Annotated in this window: 13 protein-coding genes and 1 pseudogene; 8 read left to right on the top strand and 6 right to left on the bottom strand. The window is 58.1% G+C overall.

Going from position 1 to position 16018, the window contains the following annotated elements; translation table 11 throughout:
• The first annotated feature begins 117 nt into the window (after positions 1–117).
• Both rimM and trmD read left to right on the top strand, forming a co-directional pair.
• Positions 118–684: a ribosome maturation factor RimM gene (rimM, locus tag RBH10_RS23310; RefSeq protein ID WP_281038267.1), complete on the top strand. Its 567-nt coding sequence runs from the start codon at positions 118–120 to the stop codon at positions 682–684.
• A gap of 4 nt (positions 685–688) precedes the next feature.
• Positions 689–1393: a tRNA (guanosine(37)-N1)-methyltransferase TrmD gene (gene trmD / locus RBH10_RS23305; RefSeq protein ID WP_281038268.1), complete on the top strand. Its 705-nt coding sequence runs from the start codon at positions 689–691 to the stop codon at positions 1391–1393.
• On the opposite strand, the gene RBH10_RS23300 is transcribed toward trmD, so the two are convergent.
• Positions 1375–2121 carry a sulfite exporter TauE/SafE family protein gene (locus RBH10_RS23300; RefSeq protein ID WP_045020218.1) on the bottom strand — a complete coding sequence of 249 codons (747 nt, stop codon included), beginning with the start codon at positions 2119–2121 and terminating at the stop codon, positions 1375–1377. The genes trmD and RBH10_RS23300 overlap by 19 nt on opposite strands.
• Before the next feature lie 267 nt (positions 2122–2388).
• Between RBH10_RS23300 and rplS the strand changes: the two genes are divergently transcribed.
• The 4 genes from rplS to RBH10_RS23280 all read left to right on the top strand — a co-directional run bounded on the left by rplS (position 2389) and on the right by RBH10_RS23280 (position 7364).
• Positions 2389–2928 carry a 50S ribosomal protein L19 gene (gene rplS / locus RBH10_RS23295; protein WP_045020220.1) on the top strand — a complete coding sequence of 180 codons (540 nt, stop codon included), beginning with the start codon at positions 2389–2391 and terminating at the stop codon, positions 2926–2928.
• Between the two features lie 321 nt (positions 2929–3249).
• Positions 3250–4914 carry a type I secretion system permease/ATPase gene (locus RBH10_RS23290; protein WP_281038269.1) on the top strand — a complete coding sequence of 555 codons (1665 nt, stop codon included), beginning with the start codon at positions 3250–3252 and terminating at the stop codon, positions 4912–4914.
• Positions 4907–6220, top strand: coding sequence for an HlyD family type I secretion periplasmic adaptor subunit (locus RBH10_RS23285; protein WP_281038270.1), 1314 nt, complete (start codon positions 4907–4909; stop codon positions 6218–6220). Before RBH10_RS23290 ends, RBH10_RS23285 begins: the two co-directional genes overlap by 8 nt.
• A gap of 181 nt (positions 6221–6401) precedes the next feature.
• Complete coding sequence (locus tag RBH10_RS23280; RefSeq protein ID WP_281038271.1) at positions 6402–7364, top strand: rhizobiocin; 963 nt, start codon at positions 6402–6404, stop codon at positions 7362–7364.
• A 122-nt stretch (positions 7365–7486) separates the two neighbouring features.
• On the opposite strand, the gene RBH10_RS23275 is transcribed toward RBH10_RS23280, so the two are convergent.
• The gene (locus tag RBH10_RS23275) at positions 7487–8764 is read right to left on the bottom strand and encodes an MFS transporter (RefSeq protein WP_281038272.1); all 1278 of its coding nucleotides are present in this window, start codon (positions 8762–8764) and stop codon (positions 7487–7489) included.
• A gap of 427 nt (positions 8765–9191) precedes the next feature.
• Between RBH10_RS23275 and leuC the strand changes: the two genes are divergently transcribed.
• On the top strand, positions 9192–10601 hold the full coding sequence (gene leuC, locus RBH10_RS23270) for a 3-isopropylmalate dehydratase large subunit (protein ID WP_281038273.1): 1410 nt from the start codon (positions 9192–9194) through the stop codon (positions 10599–10601).
• A 62-nt stretch (positions 10602–10663) separates the two neighbouring features.
• On the opposite strand, the pseudogene RBH10_RS23265 reads toward leuC, so the two are convergent.
• Positions 10664–11171 (bottom strand): annotated as a pseudogene (locus tag RBH10_RS23265) (DinB family protein).
• A gap of 97 nt (positions 11172–11268) precedes the next feature.
• Here RBH10_RS23265 and RBH10_RS23260 point away from each other — a divergent pair.
• Entirely contained in the window at positions 11269–11865 is a 597-nt protein-coding gene (locus RBH10_RS23260; protein WP_281038390.1) for a TetR/AcrR family transcriptional regulator, read from the top strand.
• A gap of 12 nt (positions 11866–11877) precedes the next feature.
• On the opposite strand, the gene RBH10_RS23255 is transcribed toward RBH10_RS23260, so the two are convergent.
• The 3 genes from RBH10_RS23255 to thiP all read right to left on the bottom strand — a co-directional run bounded on the left by RBH10_RS23255 (position 11878) and on the right by thiP (position 16000).
• The gene (locus RBH10_RS23255) at positions 11878–13338 is read right to left on the bottom strand and encodes a M48 family metalloprotease (RefSeq protein WP_045020559.1); all 1461 of its coding nucleotides are present in this window, start codon (positions 13336–13338) and stop codon (positions 11878–11880) included.
• 308 nt (positions 13339–13646) lie between these two features.
• Entirely contained in the window at positions 13647–14363 is a 717-nt protein-coding gene (locus RBH10_RS23250) for a thiamine ABC transporter ATP-binding protein (protein WP_281038275.1), read from the bottom strand.
• Positions 14360–16000: a thiamine/thiamine pyrophosphate ABC transporter permease ThiP gene (gene thiP / locus RBH10_RS23245; protein ID WP_281038276.1), complete on the bottom strand. Its 1641-nt coding sequence runs from the start codon at positions 15998–16000 to the stop codon at positions 14360–14362. Before thiP ends, RBH10_RS23250 begins: the two co-directional genes overlap by 4 nt.
• Between the last annotated feature and the right edge of the window lie 18 nt (positions 16001–16018).

Genomic DNA, 16018 nt, shown 5'->3' with positions numbered 1-16018 from the left:
TCAGGAACTGTGCTCTAACGTGTTGAATCTGCGCATCGCGCCTTGCGAAAATCGATTCCGATTTTCACGCCGATGCTGTAAACCAGACGCAACCAACACCAGAAGACGGACGGCCCGATGGCAAAGCTGGAAAACCCGATACTCATGGCAAAGATCGGCGGCGCACAGGGATTGCGCGGCGAAGTCCGTGTCAGCACCTATACGGACGAACCGATGGCGCTCGGCGATTATGGCAATCTGGTCAGCGCCGACGGCCGCGTCTTTGAAATTCTGGAAGTTCGCGAGGGCAAGAATGTCGTCGTCGTCCGCTTCAGGGGCATCAACGACCGCAATGCGGCGGAAAGCCTGAACGGGCTGGAACTGTTCATCGAGCGCGACAATCTGCCGGATGAAGAGCTGGACGACGACGAATTTTATTATGCCGACCTCGAAGGGCTGGAAGCCGTCGATGCCGAAGGCAAAAGCTATGGCGCTGTCAGCGCCGTTTACGATTTCGGCGCGGGTGACCTTCTGGAGCTGAAAGGCGCCGGCCGCCGGCCCGCCCTCATTCCCTTTTCGGAGGCGGCCGTGCTTGAAATCGATCTGGAAGCGAGACGTATTCTCATCGATCCGATGGCCGCCGGCCTGATCGACAATCCGGACGACAAAGACGAAACCGGCGCATCGCCTTTCGGCAAGAAATAAGGCCATGACGTTCAAGGCTACCGTTCTGACGCTCTACCCGGAAATGTTTCCGGGGCATCTCCAATATTCGCTGGCGGGCAAGGCGCTGGAACGCGAGCAATGGTCGCTTGAGGCCGTGCAGATCCGCGAATTCGCCACCGACAGGCACAGAAGCGTCGATGACACGCCGGCAGGCGGTGGCGCCGGCATGGTGCTGAAACCCGACATTCTGGCCGCGGCCATCGACCATGTTTCAGACGGGGATACGCGACCGCGTCTCTTGATGAGCCCGCGCGGCAAACCATTGTCGCAGGACCGTGTGCGCGAACTGGCGGCAGGCGACGGCGCGATCATCGTGTGTGGCCGCTTCGAAGGCGTCGACCAGCGGGTCATCGATGCGCGCGGGCTGGAGGAGGTGTCGATCGGCGACTATATCCTCTCCGGCGGCGAGCCGGCGGCCCTGACGCTTCTGGACGCCATTGTGCGCATTCTGCCAGGCGTCATGGGCAACGATCTTTCCGGCGTTCATGAGAGCTTCGAGGGTGGGCTGCTGGAGCACCCGCATTATACCCGCCCACAGGTCTGGGAGGGCCGTGACATTCCCGCCGTTCTCACCTCGGGCAACCACGCCGTTATCGACAAGTGGCGGCACGAGCAGGCGCGGGCGCTGACGAAGGAAAGACGGCCCGACCTGCTGGAAAAGGCCAAGGCTCAGGTCGAGGCGAAATAATAGGCCGTCAATACCAGTCCGACCGCAATCACCAGCCAGCGGATGATCCATTGCGGCACCCGCCTTGCCGTGTGCACACCCACATATCCGCCAAGTGCGGCCGCCGGGAACATGATGAGAGCGGCCCACCAGGAAACGACACCGCCGCTGACGAAGATCGTAATGGCGATGACGGCGATTACCACCGACAACAGGTTCTTCAGCGCATTCAGATGATGATAGCTGCCGCCCGAGGTTATCCCGAGGATGGCCAGCATCATGATACCCATGCCAGCCCCGAAAAAACCGCCATAGATGGATGCAAGCCCCTGAAAGACAAGGCTCGGAAGATTACCGGGCGAACGCTCGGTACTTGCCTTCGGCCGCAGCCACGGGCCAGCGGCGAAAACGGCGGTTGCGGCAAGAAGCAGCCACGGCACGAGCTGGCGGAAGGAGGGGTTGTCGAGTGACAACAGCAAAAGCGACCCCGCCAGCCCACCAACGATGGAGACGGCCGACAGGAGTATCGCCTCGCGCCAGTGGGCGCGGATTTCCGGCCCGTAGGCGATCACGGAAGTAACGTAGCCCGGGAACTGCACGATCGCCGAAGTGGCATTGGCGACAATGGGCGGCAGGCCGGCAAGCGTCATCGCCCCGAAGGTCAGGAAGGTGCCGCCCCCGGCAATCGCATTGACCACGCCCGACAGAAAACCGGTCGCAAACAGCATCAGAATGATAAATACAGACATGGCCCCTCCCAAGGTTTTCATGCCATAACCGGGGAAATGCACCTGCGCAACAGCAGGGACGTCCCGCCTAATTGACAAAATATTGTCATGAAAGGGATGACAAACGGCGCTACCTCGTGTATGTGCCCGCGTGGAATTGGGGTTTTCCCCTTTAACCGCAAGCAAAGAATGGCGAACCCGCTCCTGCCGCAAGGCATGGTCTGAAGGCATTGACCGACAGACGAACGTTGAGCGCTCTGGCTGTTTCAGAAGAAATCAGAGGTTAACATGACCAATATCATTCAGCAGCTGGAAGCCGAACAGGCTGCCAAGATCGAAGCAAAGCGCACCCTGCCTGAGTTTTCTCCGGGCGACACGCTGCGCGTCAACGTTCGCGTTACCGAAGGTAACCGTACCCGCGTTCAGGCTTACGAAGGCGTTTGCATTGCCCGTTCCGGCGGTGGCCTGTCCGAAAGCTTCACCGTTCGCAAGATCTCCTACGGCGAAGGCGTCGAGCGCGTATTCCCGATCTACTCCCCGCTGGTCGAAGGCGTTGAAATCGTTCGCCGTGGTAAGGTTCGCCGCGCGAAGCTCTACTACCTGCGCGACCGTCGCGGCAAGGCTGCCCGTATCGTTGAAAACACCGGTACGCGCGCCCGCAAGCTGAACGAGTCCGAGCGCCAGGCAATCGTCGAAGAAAAGGCACGTCTGGAAGCTGAAAAGGTAGCAGCAGCACAGGCTCTCGCCGCCGAAAAGGCAGCAGCCGAAGCCGCAGAAGCCAAGGCAGCGGAAGAAGCAGCAAAGGCTGCTGAAACCGCAGCGGAATAAGATTTCCATTTCGATGGATCTACGGAAAAGGCGGTCTTCGGACCGCCTTTTTTATTGCGCCAACGCGCCATAACAATCAGGTGGACGGCATTACCTCTCGTCTACCCTTCGACCCCGTCTCCATATCGACAGATCAAGATCAAAGTCGTATTGCTACTTATCTCTTTGCCCAATTTATTTAGAACATTCTCGAATAGCATTGCCTAGTTTCACTTATTGTGCAATTTTCGCGCAGTTTTAGGTGTTGATATGTTTTTTTTTAATTCTTTTTTAGCAAAAAATAAGCGCGCTTTCTTTGCTGTCGGCCTTGCCAGCGCACTCATGAATATTCTCAACCTTTCCGGCTCACTTTTCATGCTGGAGGTTTATGACCGGATTCTGCCGAGCAAGAGTATTCCTTCTCTTGTCGCTCTGGTTCTTCTGCTGGTTATTCTCTACGCCTTTCTGGTGGGGTTCGACGCTCTGCGCGGCCGGATATTGGCGCGTATCTCCGACAATATGGACGACGCGCTCAATCAGAAACTCTTCAGGGCATCAATCAGCGCGCCGCTTGCCACCTATGGCAAAGTGGATGGACTGCAGATCGTCGGCGATCTCGATCAGATACGCCAGTTCCTGTCCGGGCCGGGGCCTGCAGCTTTCTTTGATATTCCCTGGTTGCCCATTTATCTGCTGATCTGTTTCGCCTTGCATCCCTGGATCGGCTTTGCCGTGCTTGGTGGTGCACTGGTCCTTGTCGTGCTGACGCTCATAACCAACTGGCTGACAGAAAGGGCGACCAAGCAGGCCTATACCGTGCGCGGACAGAGAAACGCGCTCGTTGGCAGCAGTCAGCGCAATATCGAATCCATCAAGACCATGGGCATGATGAACGCGGTGACATCCATGTGGGATGAGCTGCACTCCAAATATCGCGCCGTCACTCTGTCAACATCGGACACGGCGGGCATGCTCGCCGCAATTTCCCGAACATTCCGCCTGTTGTTGCAGTCAGGCGTGATGGCAATCGGCGCCCTGCTGGTTATCGAGGGGCACGCGTCAGCGGGTAGCATTATTGCAGGCTCGATCCTCTCGGCAAAGGCGCTAGGCCCTGTCGAACATGCGATTGCAAACTGGCGCAGCTTCATGACCGCGAGACAGGGCTGGAAGCGTATCAACGAGTTTCTCGAACTCGTGCCGGAACCAACGCAGCCGCTCTCCCTGCCCTCACCGAAATATACCGTGGCTGTTGATCGTGTGACCGGCGGTCCTCCCAATGGCGCGCGCGATACCGTCGCCGATATTTCCTTCACATTGAATGCGGGCGATGGTCTTGGGATCATTGGCCCCAGCGCCTCCGGTAAATCCACACTGGCGCGTTTGATAACCGGTATCTGGCCATATGAGCGCGGTTCCGTGCGCTTCGATGGGGCAGCACTAAACCAGTGGGATTTCGACGTTCTCGGTAAATCCATCGGTTACATGCCCCAGCAGGTGGAGCTGATGCCGGGCACAGTCGCGCAGAATATCGCACGCTTCGACCGCGATGCGACGGCGGAAGCCATCATTGCCGCAGCCAAGGCCGCTCAGGTTCATGATCTGATCCTCAACCTGCCCAACGGTTACGACACCTACATCGGTGACCGTGGAGAGGCATTGTCAGGCGGGCAAAAACAGCGCATCGGCCTTGCGCGGGCGCTTTTCGGGGAGCCGTTCTTCGTCATTCTCGATGAACCGAACTCCAATCTGGACGGCGAAGGCGAGGCAGCCCTGCGCAACGCCATTGGCGACATCAGGGCGCGCGGCGGCATCGTCGTCGTCATTGCCCATCGTCCGAGCGCCATCGAAAGCGTCAATCTCGTGATGGTGATGAGCAACGGCCGCATGCTTCGCTTTGGCACCAAGGAAGAGGTGCTTGCGCAGATCCTGCGACAGAACATCCGCCAGGTACCCGAAACAGAAGAAGATGTACGCAAGCTGGAAAGCCGGGTGGGTGAAAATGGCTGAGGGAGAAAAAACCGGCGTGACGAAAACATCTATCGTCAAACACTCAACCGCCGTGATCGTTCTTGCCGCCGGCCTTCTTTTCGGGTTGGGCGGCTGGGCAGCTCTGGCGAAACTCTCCGGCGCGGTCGTCGCCACGGGCCGGGTTGTTGTCGAAGGTAACTCCAAAAAGATCCAGCACCTTTCCGGCGGTATCGTCAGCGAGATCGATGTTGCCGAAGGCGACACGGTGGAGGCCGGTCAGGTTTTGCTGCGGCTGAGCGGCACGATCGTTCAGGCAAACCTGTCCATCGTTGAGAATACGCTTGCGCAGCTCTATGCGCGCCGTGCGCGTCTGCGTGCCGAAATTTCCGATGCGCCCTCTTTCACGACGCCGGAAGATCTGGCCACCTTGACCAATTCCAAGGCTGCCAAAACCTTCATCGACAGTGAGCAGAACCTTTTCAACAGCCGCCGCAGCGCGCTGATCGGCATGAAAAAGCAATTGGCAACGCGCAAGGATCAGCTCGCCGACGAGGCGCATGGCATGGACGTCCAGATTGAGGCGACCAACAATGAGCTGACTATTGTGAGGGAAGACGTTTCCAAAACGCAGGAACTCTACGCAAAGGGGCTCGTAACGCTTCAGCGCCTCAATCTTCTCAAGCGGCAGCTTTCCAATCTCGAAGGCCAGCAGGGCCAATATATGGCCTCGCGTGCACAGACGGTGGGTAAGCTCAGCGAAATGGACTTGCAATCGCTTCAGCTTGACGAGGACCGCAAATCCGAAGTCACCAAGGATTTGACCTCAATCGAAGCGACGGTCGCGGAATACGAAGAACGGCTTGCGGCAACACGCGACCAGCTGGATCGCCTCGATATTCGCTCGCCGATAGCGGGGCGCATCTACCAGCTGTCGGTGCACAATATAAACGGCGTCATCCAGCCGGGCGAAGTGCTTATGCTGGTGGTGCCGGCAAAGGAAGATCTTGCAATCGACGCCAATGTCCTTCCCCGTGACATAGACCAGATTTACGTCGGGCAGCCGGTGACCATTCGGTTCACGGCTTTCAATCAGAGCACGACGCCGGATGTGAGCGCTGAAGTCGCGGTCGTCGCTCCCGACTTGCAGACAGATTCCCGAACCGGGTCATCATTTTATGCGCTGCGCATCAAGCCAAGCAAAACTGGAATGGAGCATTTGCCTGGCGGGCGGTTGTATCCCGGCATGCCAGCCGAAGTCTTCATACAGACAACCGAAAGAAGTGTTCTTTCCTATTTTGTAAAACCATTTCAGGACAGGCTTAAAAAGACATTCCTGCAGGAGTGAATGATTTCAACTACATGATTTTTTGAGAGAAAATCTTGAAATACACCAAAGACGCGATTTCCTCAAAAAGACAATTTCTTATATTGTATTATCATGTTTTATGTATTAAATATCACCCGTAATATTTAGTATAAATTTAATTTCGATTCATCGAATTCTCAAAAATTTATAGGAGAGTAAAATGGCGTTAAAAGTAACTTTTGGTAATGGCGGTGCCGCTTCGGTTTCGTCGCTCACCAGCCTGATCGATCAGGAAGCTTACAAGCTCCTCACGGAATCGACGGCACAGGTCAAAAACGGTTCTTCGATCGACTCCGGCGTTGTCAGCGTCGGCGCTGTTGCGGTTGCCGGCACCGGCGCGGGCGGCACGGTTGATGTTGGTTATGACGCCGCCTCGAACGGCTTCAAATTTGACGTATCGTCGGCATGGAATTCGGTGAAGAATGCTCTCGCCCAGTCCGACACCTCTGAAAACCTGACGTTCAAGGATTTCGTTCAGGTGGACGTTCACCTCGGCGGCACCGGTTCGTCCAGCGTTGAAGTTCTCAATGCCAAGCGTGGTAACATCACGACCGGCGCAGGCAACGACACGGTTACCGTATCTGTCGTTTCCAACGAAAAGACCTGGGTAAACAATTTCAACATCGACACCGGCGCAGGCAACGACACGATCATCGTAAAAGCTGGCGCTGCATTCAATGACGCGTCGGCCGCGGGCACGGGCGGTCTTGCTGCCAACACCGGCGCTGTGAATGGCGGTGCAGGCATCACCGATGGCAGCTTCACCTCCGTCAAGATCGACGCAGGCGCAGGCAACGATACGATCGACCTGAGCGGTGTAAAGCTCGCTTCGTCGCTGGTAACCGGCGGCAAGGGCATCGACCACATCATTGCAAGCGGTGGCGCCGATACCTTCGTCTTCAATCTGGGCGACATGGCGAAGAGCATTGCCACAGACACCATCGAAGGCTTCAACGCCGCCATGGACAAGCTCAAGCTGGTCGGCACGGTGATCGATAACTGGGCGGTATCGACGATCGATAACGACACCATCCTCAGCTACAACGTCACTGGCGAGCACAAGGGCGAAAAGATCGTTCTCTCCGGTGTTCACCTGACCGGTAGCGATTGGTTCACCGCGTAATTCTCTCGAAGAGAATTTCATTATTTGCCGCTTAAAATGATCGTGGCCCGGAAACATCCGGGCCACGATTTTTTACAGGTGCGACGGTCGGCAATCGTGTCAGCCGTCGCTATCTTCCAAAGTCAGGCGACCTTGACCTGATTACCCATTCTGCGCGTTGCGATAATGACCAGCACCCCGGCAAGCGCCAGGCAGAAAGCAAGGAAGAACATCGGCGCGATCGTGCTGCCGGTCTGATCCTTGATCCACGGCACCACATTCTGCGCCACGAACCCACCCAGATTGCCGACGGAATTGATGGCGGCGATACCGGCAGCAGCGCCTGCCCCCTTGAGGAAGCGGCCGGGCAAGCTCCAGAACACCGGCTGGCCGGCAAAAATGCCCGCAGCTGCGATGCAGAGGAAGGCGAACTGCAGAACCGGATCGCTGAGCAGCGCCGACATCAGCAGGCAAAATGCACCAACGAAGGCGGGGACGACGATATAGGGCGTCTTGTTCTTCGCCTTGTCGGCCGCCGAAGGCACGACGAAAAGCGCGATAGCGACGACCACCCAGGGGATAATGTTAATGAAGCCATTGGTGGTGTTGGAAACGCCGAAGCCCTTGACGATTGTCGGAAGCCAGTAGCTGAGACCATAGGCTGCCAACGGAAAACCGACATAACAAAGCGCCATGAACAGCACGCGCGGATTGATCAGCGCCTTGAAGCCGTCCTCCGCATGCTCTTCCATACCCTTGTTTTCTTCGGCCAGCCGGTTCTTCAGCCAGTCCTTTTCAGCCTGCGTCAGGAACTTTGCCTTTTCCGGCGTATCATCAAGATAAAAGAAAGTGACGATGCCAGCGATTACGGCGGGAATGCCCGTCGCCAGGAACACCCATTCCCATCCGGCATAACCGAGGAAACCATCGAGATCGAGCAGCATGCCGCCAAGCGGCGCACCGACCGCATTGGCGAGTGCGCTGAAGATCATGAACAGGCCGATCATACGGCCGCGGTAATCGCGCGGGAACCAGAGCGTCATCAGGAACAGCACGCCGGGGAAGAAACCGGCCTCGCAAAGCCCGAGCAGGAAGCGCAGGATGTAGAACATCGTCGCGTTCTGCGTATAGGCGAGCGCAATGGTGACCGCACCCCAGGAAACCAGAATGCGGGCGAACCACTTACTGGCGCCGAAACGGTTGAGGAACAGGTTGCTCGGAACCTCAAAGAGGAAATAGCCGATAAAGAACAGCGATGCGCCTAGACCGTAGGCATATTCGCTGAGGCTGAGCGCATCGACCATCTGCAGCTTGGCATAGCTGACATTCTGCCGGTCGATATAGGCGATGAGATAGAGAAGGCCAAGAAACGGCATCAGCCGCCAGGTGATCTTCGAGATAAGGGATTTTTCCGATACCATGTGCTTTTCCCTCCCTTCGATTGCTCGTCGAAATGCAAATGATAAGGGGACCCATCTATATGTGCAGCGCAAAATACGCAAGTTGCGGCGCGTCATAGCCAAGGGCGTAACTTCAGAGAATCGGGCTTTTTCTACCTAAAGCCAATGTTGCGTCGCATATAACGAGGTCTTGGAAACGGCCTCACCGGCGGCACGCATTCATATTGCCGCGAAACCGGCAATCTGCTATGAAGACCGTCATGGGATCTAAATTCGGATGTCTCGCGCAGAATGTTTATGTGCTGCAGGACCACAAGCGTCTGCCGGCACGTTTTTTTGCGCGTATTTCCGGGGCGCTCAACAGCCGACTTAGGCTCGCCTGACAGCACCCGCTGTCCACCGCCTGCTGAACCCTGATTTACCCTTTTCCATGACAAGGCACAGAGCCATGAGCGCACCCCGCACCCTGTATGACAAGATCTGGGACGACCACGTCGTCAATCGTGACCCGGACGGAACCTGTCTTCTCTATATCGACCGTCACCTGGTCCATGAGGTGACGAGCCCGCAGGCCTTCGAAGGCCTGCGTCTGGCCGGCCGACCGGTTCATTCGCCCACCCGCACGCTCGCCGTGGTCGATCATAACGTTCCGACCACCGCCGACCGGCTGGAAGGCATCAAGAACGAGGAAAGCCGCATTCAGGTGGAAGCTTTGGCGCAAAATGCCAAGGATTTCGGTGTCGAATATTATTCCGAGCGCGACAAGCGGCAGGGCATCGTCCACATCGTCGGCCCGGAACAGGGTTTCACCCTGCCCGGCATGACGATCGTTTGCGGCGACAGCCACACCTCCACCCATGGTGCTTTCGGCGCACTCGCACACGGCATCGGCACTTCGGAAGTCGAGCATGTGCTGGCGACCCAGACGCTGATCCAGAAAAAGGCCAAAAACATGCTGGTGCGTGTCGATGGCAAGGTACCGGAAGGCGTTACCGCCAAAGACATCATTCTCGCCATTATCGGTGAGATCGGCACGGCAGGCGGCACCGGCCATGTGATCGAATTTGCAGGCGAGGCGATCCGTTCGCTCTCCATGGAAGGTCGCATGACGGTCTGCAACATGACCATCGAGGGCGGCGCCCGCGCCGGTCTGGTCGCGCCCGATGAGACCACTTTCGAATACATCAAGGACAAGCCGCGCGCGCCGAAGGGCGAGACGCTGGAGCAGGCCATCGCCTACTGGAAGACGCTGAAATCCGACGAAGGCGCGCATTACGACAAGGTCGTGGTGCTGGACGCGGCCAATCTGCCGCCCATCGTCTCCTGGGGCTCGTCGCCTGAAGACGTGACCTCCGTTGAGGGCATCGTTCCCAATCCTGACGACATCGAAGAAGAAAACAAGCGCACTTCCAAATGGCGTGCGCTGGATTACATGGGCCTGCAACCCGGCACGCGCATCACCGATATCGCTATCGACCGCGTCTTCATCGGCTCCTGCACCAATGGCCGCATCGAGGATCTGCGCGCAGCCGCAAAGATCGTCGACGGCCACAAGGTCGCGCCCACCGTCTCGGCCATGATCGTGCCCGGCTCCGGTCTCGTGAAGGAACAGGCGGAAAAGGAAGGCCTGGACAAGATTTTCCTCGAAGCCGGTTTCGAATGGCGCGAACCGGGCTGCTCCATGTGCCTTGCCATGAATGACGACCGCCTGAAGCCCGGCGAACGCTGCGCCTCCACCTCGAACCGCAATTTCGAGGGTCGTCAGGGCTACAAGAGCCGCACCCACCTCGTCTCCCCTGCCATGGCGGCGGCGGCGGCAATCGCCGGCCATTTCGTCGACGTCCGCGACTGGCAATAAAATCCTGAAGCCACGCCTTTATGGAAGCCACCTGCCCCGCACCGGGGCGGGTGGCTTTTGCATTACAGGCCTTGCAAACGCCGTTGCGGCTGCGTCCCGTGCAGAAACACGGCAAAAGTATCCCAGGGCGGCGTGATGGAGAGCTGGCTCAAGATACGCGCGACCTCTCCTCGATGAATACCGGCATGCAGGACCATGTGTGAGATCATTTCGGCCCGGGACATGTAACCTTTGTCACCGTCCGTAAAGGTGAAAGCGACAAAGTCGCCAAGCGATTCCGGCGATGTTTTCTCGATGTAGTCGAGATACCAGCCATCCAGAGCCGCGACCTCCTTCGCAAGATCATCCAGCTGCGGCGTTGCCTCGGTATTGTCGGAGAGAAAGCCGTGCGCCGTTCCGGTGAGATGGCCCGAAAAAAATCCTTGCGACCACGTAGTAGTGATTGATGAGCCGAATTGCGGTATGCCGTTCGGATGCGTTTTGGCCGGGATCGAGTTGTTGCAGCTTCTCGAACAAATCCCTGTTCGCCCATGCGTGATAGCCGAGCAAACTCCTGAGCAAATCTTTCACGGCAATATCCTTTACATCCGGAAAATGTGAGCACTATGTTTATATTTTCGTCACGGAGGCTGCCTTGTCTACTCGCATTGCCAAACGCAAGACCACGATGCGCAAAGAGCCGCGTCAGGAGCGTTCGAAGGCCACGGTCGATGCCGTCATCCACGCGGCGGCTCGCATTTTGAGCGATCATGGCTGGGCGGGTTTCACCACCAACAGGGTCGCAGAAACCGCCGGCGTCAGCATCGGTTCGTTGTACCAGTACTTCCCTGACAAGATTTCGATTGTGGAGGCGGTGCGCCATCGCCACCTCGAGGACTGTCTGACCGTCATGAAAAGAATGGCCGAGCAGCGGAACGCCCTCCCGCAATTCGTGGAAGAACTCGTAACCGGCATGATTGCGGTCCACAGCATCCATCCCGGCCTCCACAAGGTCCTTCTGGATGACGCACCCAGTCATGAGGGAATGAACGATCCCAACAGCGCTTTCGAAAAAGAATACCTCGGTCTTTATTCGAAAGCGCTTGCGGCCCATATGACGCCCGGCTCAAGGGCGGAAAGCGGCACTATGGCACTGATCGTGTCCGACGCCATCGACGGCATCATTCACAACGCCGCCCGACGCGGGGAATTGCAGTCACCCAAAATCAAACGGGAAATGATCGCACTCGTTGAGGCTTATCTGTGCCGGGAAACCAGCAACTGAGAGATCGCCAAATTATTCCGCAATGATCTTCACCCGCTGGCCGGGCTGAAGCGTGGCGGTGGCGCTCATCGCATTCATCATGCGGAACATGTCGAGCTTGCGGTCGGTGCCCATCATCCGTGCGGCAATCGTCGCCACGGTTTCACCGGGCTTGACCGTCACCACCCGCACCCGCAGCGGCTTCAGGGAGCCGATCTCCTGCGGCGTCATCTTGCGGAAGCTTGTGCGCAGCACGTTGGCGATGGAATCGAGCTGCGTGTTACCCTTCGGCACCGCCGTCAGGAAACGGAATATCTGCTGCCCGACACGGATGACGGTCACGTCGAAATCCCATTTGTCCGCCGTTGCCCGTGCCGTCGCGGCCTCCAGGCCGTTGATCTGCGTTTCCTTCACGGTTTCCGGCATCAGACCGGCAACCCAGCCGCTGGTCAGGTAGTTGGCAAGAGTGGTCTGCTTCGGATCGGCCACGCCGTCGAAACGGATCGCCACATCGCCCGGCCCCGTCGCAAGAACGGCCTCCACCTTGTTATCGATGACGAAACCTTCCGGCACATCGAAGCGGATACCGAGCGTTCCGTGCAGGAACGTCTGGCCCCGGACATAACCCTCCTGCGGGCTGTCGCCGTAAAGCAGGCCGTCTATGCCATCCAGAAACCAGTCACGACCACGATCCCCTACCTGGCCTTCCTGGCCGAAGGCGCGGGCGTGCCGGCGCGCGAGCTCGATGCGCTGCGGTGTATTGGGATGGCTGGAAAGGAAGTCGAGGCTCTGGTCGTTCTCAGGATCGGCAGAGGAAAACCGCGCATAGGCCGCCATGGAATCCAGAAAACGCGGCGATGCGTAAGGGTCGTAACCGGCTTCGCCGAGCATACGCACACCGATCACGTCCGCCTGCAATTCCTGCTGGCGCGAAAACGCCGCGAGCCGCAGCTTGCCGCGTGCAAGCGCCTGCTTGCCGGCGAGATCGCTCGACAGCACTTCGGCGACCACGCGGCTTGCAATCACCTCCGCCTCCTCCCGACGCTGGCGCTCGATACCGTGGTTTGCAGTGACATGGCCCATCTCATGCGAAAGCACGGCGGCCACTTCCGAAGCGTCATTGGCAAGCGCCAGAAGCCCGCGTGTCACGTAAAGATATCCGCCCGGCAGCGCAAAGGCGTTGATAGCCGGCGAGTTGAGGATGGTGATGCGATAGGATTGCTGCGGATTTTCCGACACCGCCGTCAGCGCGCCGGCGATGCGGGCGACAAGCCGCTCCGTCTTGGCATCGCGATATTCGCCACCGTAACTCGCCACGATGCGCGGATGCTCGCGCGCACCCATCTGGGCGCGGGGATCGTTCTTCTGCACCTCTTCCACGGTCTGCGGATTGTCCGACGGACGCAATGTGGACTGGTAGGCCGGGCTGAAGAGAGACTGGCACGACGACAGGAACACAGCGGTCGCCGTCAGCACGGAACAGGCAGCAACCATCCTGCCCGAACGGCGAAGGCCTGAACGGGAGAAGAGCCTCCACTGTGCAGTCATGCTATTTCTCATTCTGTATGCCTGCCCCTAACGTTCCTGATCATCCGTTAATTGCAGACCAGAATAACAGATCTCGCCCCAACGAGCCATGAATGTCGAAACGGTAAAAACGATCCATCAAGTCCGGAATATTCCTGAAGAACGCAATAATTCTCGTCTTTTCTCGGGCAACAACTTGAAACTGGCAAGTGCAAATTAGCGCCATTGAAGTTATCTAAAGCGATTGCCAGCGAGGCGCGTCGAAAATAAGGCGATCAGCCGTTCAGAAAACTGTCGACCGCCTTCACATTTTGTGTGGCGAAGAAATCTGCGGTCGATCCGGCATAGACAACGCGGCCGCGATCAAGAAAAACCACCCGCTGCGCCAGCTTTTTTATGTCGTCGGGATGGTGCGTGACAATAATCGCCGTATTTTTTGTTTCGGCATGCAAGTCGAGAAGCAGGGAGGTCATGCCCGCCCGCAGCCCCGGATCGAGCGCGGCGAAAGGCTCGTCGAGCAACATGACCGGTTTTTTCCTGACCAGCGCACGCGCCAGCGCCGCCCTTTGCCTTTCCCCGCCGGAAAGCGTTCCCGGCAAACGTTTGCCAAAACCGATAAGACCCACGCGTGTGAGCGCCATGTCGATCCTTTGCCTGTCTTCCGCCTGCAATTTCAGCCCGGGGCTGACACCAAGCGCGACATTGGTGAAGATATCGAGATGGGCAAAAAGATTGTTGTCCTGAAAGATCAACGAGACCGGTCTTTCGGAAGGGTCCAGCGCCTTCATATCCTGTCCGCCGATCACCACTCGGCCGGAATCGGGCACTTCGAAACCGGCAACGAGATTGAGGAGCGTTGACTTGCCCGAACCGGATGCACCGACGACGGCGGTTATCTGGCCTTGCGGGAATGTACAATCAAGATCGAAATCCTGCGTCCCAAGCCGCAGCCTGACCTTGTCCAGTTCCACTGCAAAATCATCGCCTGTCATATGCTCGCCCTTGCTGATTTCGCTTCTCTGGATTGCGATTGCCGTGAAACGCCACCTGCGGCAAGCAGCAGGCAGACCACACCGAGAAGGAAAGCATATCCGGCGGCATCATTGGTGCGATAGCTGCCCATATTGCTATAAACCAGCCATGGCAAGGTGACGAAATTTTCCGATCCGAACAGGGCAACCGCCCCGAGATCGCCAAGCGACAGGGCCATGGCGAAGGAAAACGCCATGAGCAGTGGCCGCCACAGAACCGGCAGATCGGCGAACCGCAGCCGCGTCAACCCTTGAAGCCCGAGACTGGCGGAGAGCCGACCGGTCCGCAAAAAGTGACTGGTGAAGGCCGGCTCCAGCACCCGCATGGCAAGCGGCAGCGCCATCAGCATATTGATGAGCGCCACGAGAACGGGAGCATAGAAGCTGACATCACCGAATGGCCGCAACAACAGGAACCAGCCGCTTCCCAACACGACGGGCGGCACAAGCAGCACCAGCGACGACCCCGCCCCGAGCGTGGCGGAAAGGAAGCGCAAGGGCCGGGCCACGCGCCGTCTGGAACCCACGGCCTGGCGCGCACTTATGATCGCCATGCAGCAGAACACGACGAGGATTGCGGAGAGCGCCGCGATTGCGAGACTGGTCGCTGCAGCACGCAGGAAGATCGGCGCGGACAAGAGGCGTGGCAGATCGGCCCTCAAGCCTGATATGGTTATCGCGGCAAGCGGCAGGCCGATCAGCAGGATTGCAAAAATAATTGCAACCCCGTCCCATAGGCGGGCGCCGACGCTTTTGTCGTCGAAACGACGAACGGGACGGCCAAGCGACACAATTTCCGCCTCAGGCGAAGGCAAAAAGGCAAGAAGGCCGAGCAGTATTGCCGTGAGAACAATCTGCAGAACCGAAAGCGCGATTGCCCGCTGCGGATCAAAATCGAACCGTAGTGCCTGATAGATCGCCACCTCCAGCGTCGTGGCCGCCGGCCCACCGCCCAGCAGAAGAACGAGCGTGAAGCTGGTGGCGCACAGCATGAAGATAAGCCCGGCAATGCCGGGAACGAGACGCGAGACGGCAGGCCATTCGATGAAGCGGAAAACCGAGACCGGTCCCATGCCGAGGCTTGCGGCCATCCGCCAATATTCGCCCGGAATGCGTTCCAGCCCGGCCAGCATCAACCGCACCGCGAGCGGCAGATTGAAAAACACATGGGCAATGAGAATGCCGGAAAGGCCATAAATACTGAAAGGCTGATCCGCACCGGCAAAAACAAGAGCCGCGTTCAAAATACCCTGTCTGCCCCAGATGGTGATGATGCCGAAAGCACCGACGATGACCGGCAGCCCCATCGGCACCGCCATCAGCCTGATGATCCAGATCCGCCCCGGAAAGTCTCGCTGCCGGGAGAGTGCCAGCGCCACCGGCAAGCCGAGAACAATCGATAGAACAGTGGAAAGCGTTGCCTGATAAAGCGTGAACCGCAGGATGCGCAGCGTATAGGCATCCATGATGCCGGCAGCGGATGCGCCGGCATCGAAAGACAGGAGAGCCGCAACGGCAAGCGCCATGAACAGGAAAATGGCGACAAAGGCCGCCGTTCCGAAAATGATCGACCACCTGTAATCGCGACGCAGCATCATGCGCGGGCGTGCCTCTTC

The sequence above is a fragment of the Rhizobium sp. AN73 genome, from assembly GCF_030757975.1.
Taxonomy (GTDB): domain Bacteria; phylum Pseudomonadota; class Alphaproteobacteria; order Rhizobiales; family Rhizobiaceae; genus Agrobacterium; species Agrobacterium arsenijevicii.
This window is presented reverse-complemented; position numbering and strand designations above follow the sequence as displayed.

Bases quoted from the DNA above. Each gene is read 5' to 3' on its own strand.
- thiP (WP_281038276.1), bottom strand. From the start codon at position 16,000: ATGATGCTGCGTCGCGATTACAGGTGGTCGATCATTTTCGGAACGGCG.
- RBH10_RS23260 (WP_281038390.1), top strand. From the start codon at position 11,269: ATGCGCAAAGAGCCGCGTCAGGAGCGTTCGAAGGCCACGGTCGATGCC.
- RBH10_RS23280 (WP_281038271.1), top strand. From the start codon at position 6,402: ATGGCGTTAAAAGTAACTTTTGGTAATGGCGGTGCCGCTTCGGTTTCG.
- RBH10_RS23285 (WP_281038270.1), top strand. From the start codon at position 4,907: ATGGCTGAGGGAGAAAAAACCGGCGTGACGAAAACATCTATCGTCAAA.
- rimM (WP_281038267.1), top strand. From the start codon at position 118: ATGGCAAAGCTGGAAAACCCGATACTCATGGCAAAGATCGGCGGCGCA.
- RBH10_RS23275 (WP_281038272.1), bottom strand. From the start codon at position 8,764: ATGGTATCGGAAAAATCCCTTATCTCGAAGATCACCTGGCGGCTGATG.
- rplS (WP_045020220.1), top strand. From the start codon at position 2,389: ATGACCAATATCATTCAGCAGCTGGAAGCCGAACAGGCTGCCAAGATC.
- RBH10_RS23290 (WP_281038269.1), top strand. From the start codon at position 3,250: ATGAATATTCTCAACCTTTCCGGCTCACTTTTCATGCTGGAGGTTTAT.
- trmD (WP_281038268.1), top strand. From the start codon at position 689: ATGACGTTCAAGGCTACCGTTCTGACGCTCTACCCGGAAATGTTTCCG.
- RBH10_RS23300 (WP_045020218.1), bottom strand. From the start codon at position 2,121: ATGTCTGTATTTATCATTCTGATGCTGTTTGCGACCGGTTTTCTGTCG.
- RBH10_RS23255 (WP_045020559.1), bottom strand. From the start codon at position 13,338: ATGGTTGCTGCCTGTTCCGTGCTGACGGCGACCGCTGTGTTCCTGTCG.
- RBH10_RS23250 (WP_281038275.1), bottom strand. From the start codon at position 14,363: ATGACAGGCGATGATTTTGCAGTGGAACTGGACAAGGTCAGGCTGCGG.
- leuC (WP_281038273.1), top strand. From the start codon at position 9,192: ATGAGCGCACCCCGCACCCTGTATGACAAGATCTGGGACGACCACGTC.